The following is a 15,240-nucleotide window of genomic DNA, read 5'->3' on the forward strand; positions in this document are numbered from 1 at the left end:
CTTAATTTTTTATCCGCCATGTATGGGCATCACGGATAGGGACAGAAAGAGGGAACACACATGCAAACTGATAGATCTTGCCCGTATTCCTGCAGCAGGGATGCGCAGAGGCGGGGACGGTGACAAGTCTTTTCTGAATATAACATTATGTTTATCCAGACAATCTTCCTAATGTCTGGATTTCGCATTGTATTCGGAAAAATATTTCAGAATGAGCGTCGCTGCGCCGCTGGCCAGATTCGGCCGGCGGCACAGCGGCTTAACTCCTCACAGCGGAGCTCAAGCGCCTGCGCCCGATTCTTTTTTAATCGCCTCTATGCGCTGGCCATAACCGGAGGCATCAGCGCTGCGCCCCTGGCTGACGCACAGGGCATGCAGGTTTTCCAGCACCGGCAGCAAGCGCGCATCATTTTCGCCCACCGCCTGCTCCGACAATGCCAGCGATTGCAGGAACAGCTTTTCCGCCTCGGCAAACCGGCGTTTGCGATAGACCGGCCCCGCCATATTGTTCAGAATCTGCGCCTGTCCCAATAGCGCTTCCTGGTCGTCGCCATGCGCAGCATAGGCATCCAGCGCCTGCTGATAGAGCGCATTGGCGCCAGCTTCGTCATTTTGGTCTTCGCGCAGGCGCGCCTGGCTGGACAGCAGATGCGCCGCCGCCAGGCTCTGCTCACCCTGCCCGCGCTGCACCAGAGCCAGCGCGCGCGCCAGCAAGGGCTCGGCTTGCGCATACTCCTTGCGGCTCATGTGCCAGATCGCCAGCTCATTCAAATGCCCGGCCATTCCGGGGTCGTCAGGATTGATGCGTTCACGCAAGGCCAGGGCAGCCTGGTGCAGCGGCGCCGCTTCGTCATGCAAGCCCTGGCGGTTGAGCAAGGCCGCCAATTCGCCCTGGCTCTGGGCCACGGAAATATCGTTTTCGCCCAGCGCCTGGCGACGCAATTGCAAGGCCTCGTCCAGCGCCACACGCGCCTGCTCCCAGTCGCCACGCGCTTCCTGCACCCGCGCCTGGCGTGTCAGGCCGTCCGCGCGCACCAGAGGGGGCAATTCCGCCGACGATCCCAGCAAGGCGCTGGTATAGCGTTCAGCTTCGGCCTGATTGCCCATGGCCGCATACACACGCCCCAGCGCCGCATTCAAGTTGGCCTTGAGTGTGTCGTTCTGGGCGTTCGACGGCAGGCTGGACACCATTTCCAGGCCCCGCTGATAGTAGCCCAGCGCCTCTTCGCGCCGCCCTTGCTCATCCAGCATATTGCCCAGGTTGTAAGCCAGCGATGCGGTATTGGTATGTTTGCCCAGCGACTGTTCGCTCAAGGTCAGCGAGCGCTGCTGCAATTCGATGGCCTTGTCATACTCGCCGCGTTCATTGTGGATCATGGCAAGCATATTCAGGCTGCTGGCCATATAAGGCTTGGTATTGCCTTTGCCGGTTTCGGCAATTTTCAGCGCGGCACGCGCCGCTTTCTCTGCGCCGTCCAGATCCTGCGCCTGATACCGCTGGATCGCCTGCTCATACTGGCCCTTCCAGTCATCCGTCGCCGCCTGTGCTGCCGTTCCTGCCCACGCCAGCAGGCAAGCCCCCACGATATGTTTGATGTGAATAGTCATGAATCAATCCGGTCTGTTGAAACGGCATGTCTGCCTGCATACGTCATGGCTGACCGTGCCACAGACGTCCCGTCCCGAAGTTTAGACAAAAAGACGATTGAGATAGATATTTATTTCACTCCTGCGGCACTGTGCGGCACGGCGCCATCTGCCTACAATAGCAATGACCAGGCGCGCAGGCCTCACCCTCCTGCCCCTGGCGCCGCGCCGCAACTGTTGCGCGGCCAGCCTGTCCAAGAATTACCGGACAGGCCGGAAGGAAGTATCAGCCCAGGCCATTTGCCTGAGCCTGGCTTCGACAACGAATCAGGAGAACAATAATGATTCGAGAGATTCTAAAAATGGGGGATCCGCTACTGCTGCAGATCGCGGAACCCATTGAGCACTACTCCACCCCGGCGTTGCGCGCCTTGGTTGCCGACATGTTCGAAACCATGGATCAGGCCGACGGCGTCGGCCTGGCCGCGCCGCAGATCGGCGTCAGCCTGCAGCTCATGGTGTTCGGGTTCGAGCACAGCGAGCGCTACCCCGATGCCCCGCCCGTGCCGCGCACGGCACTGTGCAATCCCATCATCGAACCTTTGACCGAAGAAACCGAAGACGGCTGGGAAGGCTGCCTTTCCATTCCCGGCCTGCGCGCCGTCGTGCCGCGCTACCGCGCGATCCGCTATACCGGCTATACGCCCGACGGCGAAGAAATCAGCCGCACGGCCGAAGGTTTCCACGCCCGCGTGGTGCAACACGAATACGATCATCTGATCGGCCGTCTGTACCCCTCGCGCATCCAGGACTTCGGCCTCTTCGGCTATACCGATGTGCTCTTCCCGGAACGCTTAGCCCAAGCGCGCAGCTGACCTTGAACAAACACCGGGCCAGGCCATGCACAGGCCAGCCCGGCTTTTGGCCTCACGCAGGAAAAAGGACAATCTATGCTGCCAGCCTGGGTTTTGCTGGTATCACTGGGCTACGCGGCGCTGCTGTTTGCCGTGGCGTGGATCGGTGACCGCTATCCGCTCTACCCCCAGCGCCCCTGGCTGCGGCCGGCCGTCTATAGCCTAGCGCTGGCCGTCTATTGTTCTTCCTGGACCTTCTATGGCGCGGTCGGCTCGGCGGTACGCTATGGCATAGGCTATCTGCCCATTTATCTCGGCCCGTTCCTGATGATGATGTTCGGCTGGCGCATCATGGAACGGCTGGCCCTGATCGCACGCTCCCAGAATACGGTTTCCATTTCCGACTTCATTGCCAGCCGGTATGGACGTTCGCAACGGCTGGCCGCGCTGGTCGCGCTGATTGCGCTGCTGGCCGCCGTGCCCTACCAGGCCTTGCAATATAAAGCCGTGGCGCTCAGCCTGGACGTGCTGACCGGCCCGGCGCGCAGCCAAAGCTTGCTGGGCGACCCGGCCTTTTATGTCGCCATTCTGATGGCGGTTTTTTCAGTGATGTTCGGCACCCGCCAGGTCGATGCCACCGAGCACCGCCCCGGCCTGATCCTGGCCGTGGCCTTCGAATCCCTGGTGAAGCTGGTCGCCTTGATCACCATAGGCGTTTTTTCCATCCTGTGGTTTTCAGGCAGCGGCACCAGCCTGGTGCAGGCAACCCATACCCTGCTGGATACCCCGCCGGTCGGTTTCGTGGGGCAGACGTTGCTGGCTTTCGCCGCCATGGTTTGTCTGCCGCGCCAGTTCCATGTGGCCATTGTCGAATGTGGCGACATCGCCGATATCCGGCGGGCGCGCTGGTGGTTTGGCGGCTATCTGGTCATCGTCTGCCTGATGGTGCTGCCCATTGCCAGCGCCGGCGCGGCGCTGTTTGGCTTCAGCAATATCGCGCCAGACAGTTTCGTGCTGGCCCTGCCGCTGGCTGAAAACCATGCCGGGCTGGCCCTGGTGGCCTATATCGGCGGTTTTTCCGCCGCCACCGGGATGGTCATCGTGGCTAGCGTGGCCTTGTCCACGATGATCAGCAACGACCTGATCATGCCCATCCTGCTGCGCCGCCGCCGCGCCGGGTCACTGGACCGCAATGTCGCCAGCACCGTGCTGTGGGTGCGCCGAGTCGCCATTTTCTTCATGGCCTCGCTGGCCTACGGCTATTACCGCGCCAGCGGCAGCGATACGGCGCTGGCATCCTTTGGCCTGATGGCTTTTGCCGCCGTCGCGCAATTCGGCCCTGGCCTGATCGGCGGCCTGTATTGGAGCGGCACCAGCCGCCGTGGCGTGGAGGCAGGCTTGCTGATCGGCTTCGGCATCTGGACCTATACCCTGTTGCTGCCCAGCCTCACTGAAAGCGGCTGGCTGGATCCGGCCTGGATGCATGAAGGACTGTTCGGCCTGCACTGGCTGCGCCCCCAGCATCTGTTCGGCAGTACCGGCTGGGATCCGCTCACCCATGGCACGTTCTGGTCACTGCTGCTCAACGGGCTGACCATGCTGCTGGTTTCCATGCGCTGGCCGCCGGGGCTGGCGGAACGGCTGCGGGCCGAACCTTTCCTGAACCCCTATGCAGAGCACCGCGCCCAGGCCCCCGGCCAGTGGCGCGGCAATCTGCAAGTCAGAGACTTGCAGGCGCTGGCCAGCCGCATCATCGGTGAACCCGCCGCCCAGAAGGCCTTTGAAGAACAGGCCCGCCAACGCGGCCTAACACTGGCCCCGGGCACGGCCGCCGACGCGGCCTGGGTTCATGCCACGGAACTCCTGCTGGCCGCCGCCGTCGGGGCGGCCTCGGCACGCTTGCTCATGACCACCGCGCTCGAAGGCTCGGGCATGGAAATTACCGCCATCGTCGCGATCCTCGACGAAGCGGCTCCGGCGCTGCGTTTCAATCGGGAAATCCTGCTGGCCACGCTGGAAAATATTGATCAGGGTGTCAGTGTGGTCGATGCCGAGATGCGCCTGGTCGCCTGGAACCAGCGCTATCTGCAACTCTTCGGCTACCCGGCCAATATGCTTTATGTGGGCCGCCCGGTGGCTGACCTGATCCGCTTCAATGTCGAGAACGGCAAGCTCGGCCCGGCATCGCGCCTGGATATCGAACAGGAAATCGACAAGCGCATCGCCTTCATGCGCGCCGGCTCAGCGCATATTTTCCAGCGTGTCCTGGAATCCGGCCAGGTGCTGGAATTACGCGGCCGGCCTTTGCCTGCTGGCGGTTATGTCACCACCTACAGCGATATCAGCGCCTACAAGCATGTGGAAGGCGAATTGCGCGAAATGAATGAAAACCTGGAGCAGCGCGTGGCCGAGCGCACACGCGAGGCCGAGCAGGCCCAGGAATCCCGCACCCGCTTCCTGACCGCCGTCAGCCACGATGTGCTGCAACCCATCAATGCCGCCCGGCTGTTCGCTTCAGCCCTGCGGGCGTCGGAACAGGCGGCCGAACAAAAGCATCTGGCGGAACGTGTGGACACGTCTTTGCGTGCCGCCGAAGAACTGCTCGATGGCCTGCTGGATGTGTCGCGCCTGGATGCCGGCGCCCTGCGCCCGGATGTCACTGTTTTCGATGCCGGTATCCTGATGCGCCAGCTGGTTGAGCAATACGCGCCCATGGCCCAGGGCCGGGGGCTGGAGTTGCGGCTGCATGCCCGCTCCCACTATGTGCGCAGCGACCAGCGGCTGCTGCGGCGCGTGTTGCAGAACTTCCTGGCCAATGCCTTGCGTTACACCCGCCAGGGACGCATTCTGCTGACGGCGCGGCAGCGCGGCGACAGCGTGGTCTTTCAGGTCTGGGACACCGGGCCGGGCATTCCTTCGCACCATTTGCGGCAAATCTACGAAGAATTCCACCGCTATGAACAGCCTTTTGACTGGGATGGCCGTGGCCTGGGCCTGGGCTTGTCTATCTGTCAGCGCATTTCCCTGCTGTTGGGCCATGCGCTGGACGCAAGATCCATCGTCGGGCGCGGCAGCATGTTCTCCATCGCCGTACCGCGCGTGGCGGCGCCTGCCCCGACAGCTCGCCAGGCCGCCCCGGCGCTGGCAAGCGACGCCAGTAATGTCGCAGGCCTGAAAGTGCTGTGCGTGGACAACGACCCCGATATTCTCGAAGGCATGCGCGCCTTGCTGCAACGCTGGCAAATAGACATTCACTGCGCCACCACCGTGGACGAAGCGCTGGCCGCCATAACGCAAAACCCGGATGTTCTGCTGGTGGACTATCACCTGCATGACAGGCTGGATGGCCTGGATACACTGGACGCGCTGCGGGCGCTCAAACCCGGCCTGCGCGGCGCGCTGCTGACGGCAGATGGCAGCGATACGCTCAAACAGCTGGCCCGCTCACGCGGCTACCATGTGCTGACCAAACCCGTGAAGCCCGCATCGCTGCGCGCCTATCTGGCCGCGCAGCGCAAGGCAGGCCGCTCCGGCCCTGTCGCCGGTTAACCACAGGAAGCAGCCCCGGGGAAATCCCGGGCTTTACTTATACTCAATTAAAGAATAAAACTTATGCTCACAGACAGGATAACCATCCTGATGCGAGCTTACCGCCCCCATTTGAATCTGTTGCACCGGTTTGTATGTACTTGAACCGCCTGCTGGCGCGCCCGCTTCACACGCGCCCAGTCCGCTGGCACGTCTGCCTGACAGGCAAGCCAATGTCAGGATGCAGGGCGGGCCAACCGGGCACAGCACGGGCTAAATCTGCCTTCTGAGCGCCAGGCATGGCTGCCAGAACTTTTTTTGCAAGGATAATGCTCATGCAGAGCAAATCAGTTTCCCTCACTGCTTCAGCCCATCATGAGCATGGCGGCTGGCCCATCCCGCCGCTGCCCCGCCTGATGCTGGAACCGCAAGTACGCGCCGCCCTGCTGGAAGACCTGGGCCGGCGCGGCGATGTGACCAGCGATACGATTATTCCGGCAGACACACAGGCCACGCTTGCCTTGCGGGCGCGCGAAGCAGGTGTGCTGGCCGGTCTGGACGCGGCCCGCCTGAGCTTCGAGCTCATGGATAGCGCCGCCCGCCTGGAAACCTTCATGCCCGACGGCAGCCGGCTCGCACCGGGCGATACCATTGCCCACATCCACGGCCCGGCACGCGCTTTGCTCAGCGCCGAACGCACGGCCCTGAACTATCTGAGCCACCTCAGCGGCATCGCCAGCGCCACCGCGCGTATCGCGGATGCCATCCGGCCTTACGGCACACGGGTCAATTGCACGCGCAAAACCTTGCCGGGCCTGCGCAGTCTGCAAAAGTACGCGGTGCGCGTCGGCGGCGGCAGCAATCACCGCTATGGCCTCGATGATGCCGTTCTGATCAAGGACAACCACATTGCCCTTTGCGGCAGCCTGCGGACAGCCGTCGAACGCGCTCGCGCCCATGCCGGCCACCTGACCGCGCTGGAAGTTGAAGTCGATACGCTCGCGCAATTGCGCGAGGCGCTGGATCTGAATGTCGCCGTCGTGCTGCTGGACAACATGGACACCGATACCTTGCGCGCCGCCGTGGCCCTCGCCCGCGGACGCGCCATTACCGAAGCGTCGGGCGGCGTTTCCGAAACCAGCGCGGCCAGCATCGCCGCCACCGGTGTCGATTACATCGCCATCGGTGCCCTGACGCACAGTGTGCGGGCCCTGGATATCGGCCTGGATAGCCTCTCACCCTAGGCCTGTCAGCAGTATTTCGCCTGCGCACCGGCCTGCTGCCAGTGCCGCCGCAGGCCCTGTTTCCGCTTCATCAGCGCCAGGCTGCACGGGCCCGCCCCGCCACTGGCCCTGGTCTTCATTCCGCCAATCAATACTCATTGAGAGCATATAAGGAGCGCCCCCATGAACCTTGCCACTTCCCCAAACGCCCAGCGCCTCTGGTTTGATTACGACACGCATGCGGCCACCCCTTCCGCCAGCGCCAGTTGCGCCACCGGCAGCGCCTGGGCCACCTTGCCGCCGCCCCTGACGCCAGCCCTGCGCGCCAGCTATCGCGAACGCATCAAAACCCTGCTGCAACGTGAAAACGCCGTGCTGGTGGCGCACTATTATGTCGATGCCGATCTGCAGGATCTGGCGCGGGAAACTGGCGGCTGTGTCGGTGATTCGCTGGAAATGGCCCGCTTCGGGCGGGATCACGATGCCGCGACCATCGTCGTCGCAGGGGTGCGCTTCATGGGCGAAACCGCGTGCATACTCAGCCCGGAAAAGCGCATCCTGATGCCTGACCTGAGCGCCACCTGCTCGCTCGACCTGGGCTGCGCCGCCGACGAATTCCGCGCCTTCCGCGCCCAGCACCCGGACCGCACCGTGGTGGTCTATGCCAATACCAGCGCCGCCGTGAAAGCCCAGGCCGACTGGGTGGTTACATCGTCAGTCGGGCTGGATATCGTGGCCAGCCTGCATGCGCGCGGCGAGAAAATCCTCTGGGCGCCGGACCGCCATCTAGGCAGCTACATTCAGCGCCAGACCGGGGCCGATATGGTGCTATGGCAAGGCTCGTGCCTGGTGCATAACGAATTCAAGGGCTTTGAACTGGATGCCCTGCGCCAGGAATATCCCCATGCCAAAGTTCTGGCGCACCCGGAGTCGCCCGACAGTGTCGTCAGCCAGGCGGATGTGGTGGGATCCACCACCCGCCTGATCCAGGCCGCCGCCGAACTGGATGCCACGCATTTCATCGTCGCCACGGATTTGGGCATTCTGCATGAAATGCGCCTGCGGGCGCCTGGCAAAACCTTTCTGGCCGCCCCCACCGCCGGGGATAGCGCCGCCTGCAAAAGCTGCGCCTTCTGCCCCTGGATGGCCATGAACGGCCTCGCAGGTGTCGCGGCTGCCCTGGAACAGGGCAGCGGAGAAATCACCCTGGACCCGGCACTGGCACGCGCTGCCCGCCTGCCCATCGCCCGCATGCTGGACTTCGCCGCAGCACGGCAAGCCCGCGTCCAGGCCAGCGGCGACTTTGAACAGGATACGGAGCTTTACAGCCATGTGGGCGCAGTCTGATACCAGCACAAGCGGCGCCCGCCATGACGCGCCGCAGCACTATGACGCCATCATCGTCGGCGCGGGCCTGGCCGGCTTGAGCACAGCCCTGAGCCTGCCTGCCAGCTGGCGCGTCGCGCTAGTGATCAAACAGGATTGGCAGGCCAGCGCCAGCTGCCTGGCTCAGGGCGGCATTGCAGCCGTCCTGGATCCTGGCGACAGCGTCGCCGAGCATGTGCAGGACACCCTGACCGCCGGGGCGGGCTGCTGCGACCCCGGCAATACGCAAGGTATTCTGTCGCAGGCCGCCCAGGCCATCGCCTGGCTGCGGCAAGCCGGTGTGCCGTTTTCCGAAGAAAACGGGCAATTGCATCTGACACGCGAAGGTGGGCACGGCAAGCGCCGTATTGCCCATGCGGCCGATGCCACTGGCCAGGCCGTCATGGCCACGCTTTGGCCGCTGGCGCGGCAACGGCCCAATCTGACCCTTCTGCAACAGCATGCCGCGCTGGATCTGATCAGCGCCACAGACCCGGCGGCCGGGCGGCGCTGCGCAGGCGTGCTGGCTGTCGATTTGCGGCAAAACCGGCTGGTCCCCCTCTACGCCGGGCAGGTCGTCCTGGCCACCGGCGGCAGCGGGCAGCTCTACCCGCGCACCAGCAATCCGGCTGGCGCCACCGGTGACGGCCAGGCTATGGCCTGGCGTGCCGGATGCCGGCTTTCCGGGCTGGAATTCATTCAGTTTCACCCGACCGGCCTGGCCCTGTCCGCGCCGCCGCAGACCCGCCCCCCGCAGTCCCTGCCGCACACGACCCCGCTGATTTCTGAAGCCTTGCGCGGTGAAGGCGCCCTGTTGCGGCTCCCCGACGGCAGCCGCTTCATGCCAGGCTACGACACCCGCGCCGAGCTGGCGCCGCGCGACATCGTCGCCCGCGCCATTTACCAGGAAATGCAGCAGCATCAACTGCCTCATGTTCATCTGGACATCAGCCACCGGCAGCCCGCCTTCCTGGCGCGCCACTTCCCCAATATCCTGGCAGCCTGCCGCGCGCATGGCATAGAACCGGAACGCGAGCCGATACCGGTCGCGCCGCTGGCCCACTATGCCTGCGGCGGCATTCTGACGGATTTGCATGGGCGCACCTCATTGCCCGGCCTGTACGCCATTGGCGAATGCGCCTGCACCGGCCTGCATGGCGCGAACCGCCTGGCCAGCAATTCGCTGCTGGAATGTATCGTGCTGGGCCAGGCTGCCGCGCAGGAGATGGCGGCGCGCGACACTCGCGGCCAGCCCTGGCCAGATCAAAGCCTGGCTCCGCCCCTGCCGGTGGCGGCGCCCCATGACGCCTCCCCCTGGAGCGGCGCGCGTTGCCAGCAGGCCCGTGCGGCATTGCAGCAACTGATGTGGCAAGGGGCGGGTATTCTGCGCCAGACCCAGACCATGGCCCGCGCCCGCGCAGACCTTGAGCAGTTGCGCGGCGAGTTTCACGCCCATGGCCAGCCCGGCGTGCCATCCCTGGCCTGGCTGGAGCTGCGCAATTTGCTGGATCTGGCCTGCCTGACACTGGAAGCAGCGCTTGCGCGCCCGCAGAGCTGCGGCGCCCATGCCCTGGCGGCCTGAAGAAACACCAGAAACACCAGAAACGCCCGAAACGCGCCTGCCCCCCTAACGCCCCCGGCAGCAGGATCAGGCGTTTTCGACGCTATCCTGCGACAAGCCCAGACGCGCGACCAGCGAAACCGCCTGGGTGCGATTGGAAACACCCAGTTTGCGCATGATGGCCGTCATATGCGCCTTGACTGTGGCTTCCGATACGCCCAGGTCGTCTGCAATCTGCTTGTTCAGGCGCCCTGCCCCAACCATTTGCAGCACGCGGAACTGCTGCGGCGTCAGTTCGCCGACACGGCGGCCGACATCCTGCTCTTCCGCGCCAGCCCCAGCTGCCAGCAACATGCCTTCAGGCACCCAGGGCGTGCCGTCCAGCACTTGCAGCAACGCCTTGCCCATCAGGCCCGCGTTGGCCGACTTCGGAATGAAGCCCATCGCACCATGATCCAGCGCGCGCCGGATCACTGCCGGTTCTTCATGGGCAGACACAATAACAATGGGCAGTTGCGGGTGCTGCGCGCGCACATGTGCCAGTGCGCCAAACCCCTGCGCGCCTGGCATATCCAGATCCAGCAGCAAGATGTCTGCATCCGGGTGGGCATCCACCAGGTCATATAGCTGTTCCAGCTTGTCCGCCTCAAGGATGGCGGCCTCGGGAAACGCCCGCGCCACCACACCGCGCAAGGCTTCGCGGAACAAAGGGTGGTCATCGGCAATCAACAGTTCTTTCATGTGTTCCTGACTCTCTGCGCGATCCGCCGCGGCATGATGTGTCCGGAACCCCCATCCGGCCAGTTGGCCGGATGGGTGCTACGGCCGGCGTTATCTCAAGAAACGCGGCGGCCTTCCAGCAGGTCCTCGACCACAGACGGATCCGCCAATGTCGTCGTATCGCCCAGTTGATCCGGCGCGTTTTCCGCGATTTTACGCAGAATGCGGCGCATGATTTTCCCGGAGCGCGTCTTCGGCAATGCCGGCGCCCATTGCAGATGATCTGGCGTGGCAATCGGGCCGATGATCTTGCGCACATGCGCCACCAGTTCCTTGCGCAGATCCTCGTTGCCCTCATGACCGGCAACCAGCGTGACATAGACATAAATGCCTTGTCCCTTCAGGTCATGCGTGAACCCCACGGCAGCGGCCTCAGCCACCAGCGGATGCTCGACCAGCGCGCTTTCCAGTTCCGCCGTGCCGATGCGGTGACCGCTGACGTTAATCACGTCATCCACGCGCCCGGTGATCCAGTAGTAACCATCGGCATCGCGGCGCGCGCCATCCCCGGTGAAATAGGTGCCGGGATAGGTCTTGAAGTAGGTGTCGATGAAGCGCTGGTGGTCGCCATATACCGTGCGCGCCTGGCCTGGCCAGGAATCCAGAATGACCAGATTGCCTTCACCCGGCCCTTCCAGCGCTTCGCCATTGGCATTGACCAGCGCGGGCTTCACCCCGAAGAACGGCTTGGTGGCCGAACCCGGCTTGAGATCCATGGCGCCCGGCAACGGCGCGATCAGCGCGCCGCCGTTTTCCGTCTGCCACCAGGTATCGACAATGGGCACACGGCTGTCGCCCACCACCTCGTAATACCAGCGCCAGGCTTCCGGATTGATCGGTTCGCCCACCGTGCCCAGCAAACGCAAGGACTTGCGCGACGATTTCTTGACCGGGCCTTCGCCTTCGCGCATCAGCGAACGGATGGCCGTGGGCGCCGTGTAGAAAATGGTGACCTGATGCTTATCTACCGTCTCCCAGAAACGCGAAGCATCCGGGTAACTGGGCACGCCCTCGAAGACCACGGTGGTAGCGCCATTGGCCAGCGGCCCATAGACGATATAGCTGTGGCCGGTGATCCAGCCGATATCGGCAGTGCACCAGTAAACATCATTCTCGCGCAGGTCAAAGACCTTCTCGTGCGTGAAGCTGGCATACACCACATAACCGCCAGTGGTATGCAGTACGCCCTTGGGCTTGCCGGTACTGCCGGAGGTATAGAGGATGAACAGCGGGTCTTCCGCATTCATGCGCTCGGGTTCGCACTCGGCCGGAACTTTTTCGATCAGCTCATGCACCCAGCGGTCGATAGTGCTGTCGAAAGCCACTTCATTGCCGGTATGACGCACCACCAGTACGCGCTTGACCGTGTCCACGCCCGGCAATTTCAGCGCGGCATCGACATTGGCCTTGAGCGCGATGCTGCGGCCAGCGCGCAAGCCTTCGTCGGCAGTAATCACGACCGACGCGCCGCAATCGCGGATGCGGTCGGCGATGGAGGTCGGCGAAAAACCGCCAAACACCACGTTATGCACGGCGCCGATGCGCGCGCAGGCCAGCATGGCGACCGCAGCATCAACAATCATCGGCAGGTAGATGGTGACGCGATCGCCCTTCTTCACGCCTTCGGCGCGCAAGACATTCGCAAAACGGCACACGCGCTCATACAGCTGGCGGTAGGTCACATGGCGGGCGGGCTGGGAAGGATCATCCGGTTCCCAGATGATGGCGGTCTTGTCGCCGCGCTCGGCCAGGTGGCGGTCCAGGCAATTCACGCTGACGTTCAGTTCGCCATCGGCGAACCAGCGAATGCGGAAATCTTCCTCCAGGAAGCTGACATCGCGGATCTCGGTGGGCTCGCGGAACCAGTCCACGCGTTTGGCCACCTTGCGCCAGAAACCGTCCGGGTCACTGACGGATTCCGCATACTGGCGCTCGTATTGTTCCTTCGTCACCGTATTGGGCCCCGCGAAGCCCTGGGGCACCGGATAGCGTTCTTGCTGCTCAGTCATGAATTGCCTCTTCTCTTGTCAATCCTCCTGCGCTACCTGGGCGCAGGACATGGTTATATGTGAGGTGTCGAATCAGCGCCGGACTGACGCCGGCGCTGGCGGCATCACTTCTACATTACCGCTTTTTCTGCCTGACATGTGCCGGGTGCTGGGCACAAAATCATGCCGCATTGCAGCAACCGGCCAGCCTTGCGGCTGCCGGTTGCCCCTCCTTAGTGATCGGAAGCCTGGGCGGCACCGATACCGGTTTGGCTGCGCACGGTCAGGGCATCGAAAGCGGCCTGCTCGGACTTCGCACGCTTGCTGTTATCGAGCTTGGAGAAAACCCAGATCGCAACAAAGGCCAGCGGGATGGACAGAATGCCGGGGTTGGGGAAAGGCGTGATCGGCTCGGCAAAGCCCAGCACATCCACCCATACCGTCTGGCTCAGAACCACCCAGCCAGCCGCCGTTACCAGGCCCAGGAAACCGCCGATCGTTGCGCCGCGGGTGGTGCAGCCGCGCCAGGAGATCGACAGCACCAGCACCGGGAAGTTGGAGCTGGCCGCGATGGCAAAGGCCAGGCCCACCATGAAGGCCACGTTCTGGTTCTCGAAGATGATGCCCAGCAGAATGGCCAGCACCCCCAGCACGACGGTGGAAATACGCGAGATGCGGAACTGGTCACGCTCGGAAGCACGGCCCTTGGCAATCACGTTGGCATACAGGTCATGCGAAATCGCCGCAGCCCCAGCCAGCGTCAGGCCAGCCACCACCGCCACGATGGTCGCGAAGGTCACTGCCGCCAGGAAGCCCAGCAGCAAGCTGCCGCCAACCGCATTGGCCAAGTGCACGGCCACCATGTTGGTGCCGCCGATCAGGCTCTTGATGATGTCGAAGCTGCCATCCGGGCCGGTCTGGAAGAACTCAGGGTGACGCACCAGGAAGGCCACGGCGCCAAAGCCCAGAATAAAGGTCAGGATGTAGAAGTACCCCATGAAGGTACTGGCCCAAATCACCGACTTGCGCGCTTCCTTGGCATTGGCCACGGTGAAGAAACGCATCAGGATGTGCGGCAAGCCCGCGGTACCGAAGGCCAGCGCCAGGCCCAACGACAACGCGTTGATCGGGTTGCTGCTGACCGACGCGCCGGGGGACATGATGGCAATACCTGCCGGGTGGACACGAACCGCTTCAGCCACCATGGCGTTAGGATCCCAGCGGAAGGCCGCCAGCACCAGCACCGCCATCAGGGTTGCGCCGAACAGCATCAGCACGGCCTTGATGATCTGCACCCAGGTCGTGGCAGTCATGCCGCCGAAGGTCACATAAATCATCATCAGGGCGCCCACGATCAGAATCGCGAACTTGTACTCCAGACCGAACAGCAGCTGGATCAGCTTGCCTGCCCCGACCATCTGCGCGATCAGGTAGAGCGCGATGATGATGAGCGACGCGCTGGCCGCCAGAATGCGCATGGGCTTCTGTTCCAGGCGGAACGAGGTCACGTCGGCAAAGTTGTAGCGGCCCAGGTTGCGCAGGCGCTCGGCGATCAGGAACATCACCACCGGCCAGCCAAACAGGAAGCCGATGGCGTAGATCACGCCATCAAAGCCGCTGACATAAACCATGCCGATAATGCCCAGGAAGGACGCAGCGGAAAGGTAGTCGCCGGCAATCGCCAGGCCATTCTGGAAGCCGGTAATGCCGCCGCCAGCCGTATAGAAATCGGAGGTTGTCCGGGTGCGGCGCGCCGCCCAGTAGGTGATGAACATGGTCGCGGCGATGAACGCCAGGAACATGACAATGGCCGAGGTACTGGCCTGGCCCTGCGCCGCCCAGGCGGGCGATGAACAAGCCAGCGAAAGCAGTGTGGCAGTAAGCAGCTTCTTCATGACACATCCTTCACAATGGCTTCGATCAGCGGATCGAACACACGATTGGAAATGCTGACATACACAGCAATCAGCACCACGGCAATCACACACATCAACACACCGGAAGCCACGCCGATACTGAGCGTGTAGCCGGGTGCGATGGGCTGGCCGAACAGCACCGGATTGAATGCCAGTGTCAGCACGAAGCCTGCATAAAGAATGAGCGTGATGATGAAGAAGGTCATGCTGATGCGACTACGTTTTTGCAGCAGCTCCTGGTACTTCGGATGCCGCATTACGGCGGGCACAACGTCATTAGGTTGCATGTCGCCTGTCTCCTGTATTTTTTATTTGAGTCTCGGGATTTGCCATGCGCCCCACCGGAAAACGGCACGCGCCGGAAATCCTCTGATTGGCAATTTAGACCTCACTCAGCCAAGGGAACAGGCGACTTTGGTCGTACAGGAAAACCATGGG

10 protein-coding genes are annotated in these 15,240 nt (G+C 63.1%); 5 read left to right on the plus strand and 5 right to left on the minus strand.

The window, feature by feature from the left end; genetic code table 11:
• Positions 1-279: 279 nt before the first annotated feature.
• A complete protein-coding gene (locus ACTJGZ_RS00140; protein ID WP_441660932.1) occupies positions 280-1,608 on the minus strand; it encodes a tetratricopeptide repeat protein in 1,329 nt (442 codons plus the stop codon).
• 320 nt (positions 1,609-1,928) lie between these two features.
• Here ACTJGZ_RS00140 and def point away from each other — a divergent pair, with 320 nt between their 5' ends.
• From def to nadB, 5 genes are all read left to right on the plus strand, one after another.
• Positions 1,929-2,462: a peptide deformylase gene (def, locus tag ACTJGZ_RS00145; protein ID WP_441660933.1), complete on the plus strand. Its 534-nt coding sequence runs from the start codon at positions 1,929-1,931 to the stop codon at positions 2,460-2,462.
• A gap of 75 nt (positions 2,463-2,537) precedes the next feature.
• A complete protein-coding gene (locus ACTJGZ_RS00150) occupies positions 2,538-5,990 on the plus strand; it encodes a hybrid sensor histidine kinase/response regulator (protein ID WP_441660934.1) in 3,453 nt (1,150 codons plus the stop codon).
• A gap of 395 nt (positions 5,991-6,385) precedes the next feature.
• The gene (gene nadC, locus ACTJGZ_RS00155) at positions 6,386-7,213 is read left to right on the plus strand and encodes a carboxylating nicotinate-nucleotide diphosphorylase (protein ID WP_441661041.1); all 828 of its coding nucleotides are present in this window, start codon (positions 6,386-6,388) and stop codon (positions 7,211-7,213) included.
• 162 nt (positions 7,214-7,375) lie between these two features.
• Positions 7,376-8,539, plus strand: coding sequence for a quinolinate synthase NadA (nadA, locus tag ACTJGZ_RS00160; protein WP_441660935.1), 1,164 nt, complete (start codon positions 7,376-7,378; stop codon positions 8,537-8,539).
• Positions 8,523-10,139 (plus strand): L-aspartate oxidase, encoded by a 1,617-nt coding sequence (gene nadB, locus ACTJGZ_RS00165; protein WP_441660936.1) that lies wholly within the window; start codon positions 8,523-8,525, stop codon positions 10,137-10,139. Before nadA ends, nadB begins: the two co-directional genes overlap by 17 nt.
• A gap of 66 nt (positions 10,140-10,205) precedes the next feature.
• Here the strand turns inward: nadB and ACTJGZ_RS00170 are convergent, their stop codons facing one another.
• The 4 genes from ACTJGZ_RS00170 to ACTJGZ_RS00185 form a co-directional block, all read right to left on the minus strand.
• On the minus strand, positions 10,206-10,859 hold the full coding sequence (locus ACTJGZ_RS00170) for a response regulator transcription factor (protein WP_441660937.1): 654 nt from the start codon (positions 10,857-10,859) through the stop codon (positions 10,206-10,208).
• A gap of 95 nt (positions 10,860-10,954) precedes the next feature.
• The gene (gene acs / locus ACTJGZ_RS00175; RefSeq protein WP_441660938.1) at positions 10,955-12,907 is read right to left on the minus strand and encodes an acetate--CoA ligase; all 1,953 of its coding nucleotides are present in this window, start codon (positions 12,905-12,907) and stop codon (positions 10,955-10,957) included.
• 212 nt (positions 12,908-13,119) lie between these two features.
• On the minus strand, positions 13,120-14,781 hold the full coding sequence (locus ACTJGZ_RS00180; RefSeq protein ID WP_441660939.1) for a cation acetate symporter: 1,662 nt from the start codon (positions 14,779-14,781) through the stop codon (positions 13,120-13,122).
• Positions 14,778-15,089, minus strand: a complete 312-nt coding sequence (locus tag ACTJGZ_RS00185; RefSeq protein ID WP_441660940.1) for a DUF485 domain-containing protein — start codon at positions 15,087-15,089, stop codon at positions 14,778-14,780. The genes ACTJGZ_RS00180 and ACTJGZ_RS00185 overlap by 4 nt, the downstream gene beginning before the upstream one ends.
• Positions 15,090-15,240: the final 151 nt, after the last annotated feature.

Source organism: Kerstersia sp. (genome assembly GCF_052103615.1).
In the GTDB taxonomy this organism is placed as follows: Bacteria; Pseudomonadota; Gammaproteobacteria; order Burkholderiales; family Burkholderiaceae_B; genus Kerstersia.

Excerpts from the sequence above, each read along its gene's own strand:
- nadA (WP_441660935.1), top strand. The coding sequence starts at position 7,376 with ATGAACCTTGCCACTTCCCCAAACGCCCAGCGCCTCTGGTTTGATTAC.
- def (WP_441660933.1), top strand. The coding sequence starts at position 1,929 with ATGATTCGAGAGATTCTAAAAATGGGGGATCCGCTACTGCTGCAGATC.
- ACTJGZ_RS00150 (WP_441660934.1), top strand. The coding sequence starts at position 2,538 with ATGCTGCCAGCCTGGGTTTTGCTGGTATCACTGGGCTACGCGGCGCTG.
- acs (WP_441660938.1), bottom strand. The coding sequence starts at position 12,907 with ATGACTGAGCAGCAAGAACGCTATCCGGTGCCCCAGGGCTTCGCGGGG.
- ACTJGZ_RS00185 (WP_441660940.1), bottom strand. The coding sequence starts at position 15,089 with ATGCAACCTAATGACGTTGTGCCCGCCGTAATGCGGCATCCGAAGTAC.
- ACTJGZ_RS00180 (WP_441660939.1), bottom strand. The coding sequence starts at position 14,781 with ATGAAGAAGCTGCTTACTGCCACACTGCTTTCGCTGGCTTGTTCATCG.
- nadB (WP_441660936.1), top strand. The coding sequence starts at position 8,523 with ATGTGGGCGCAGTCTGATACCAGCACAAGCGGCGCCCGCCATGACGCG.
- nadC (WP_441661041.1), top strand. The coding sequence starts at position 6,386 with ATGCTGGAACCGCAAGTACGCGCCGCCCTGCTGGAAGACCTGGGCCGG.
- ACTJGZ_RS00140 (WP_441660932.1), bottom strand. The coding sequence starts at position 1,608 with ATGACTATTCACATCAAACATATCGTGGGGGCTTGCCTGCTGGCGTGG.
- ACTJGZ_RS00170 (WP_441660937.1), bottom strand. The coding sequence starts at position 10,859 with ATGAAAGAACTGTTGATTGCCGATGACCACCCTTTGTTCCGCGAAGCC.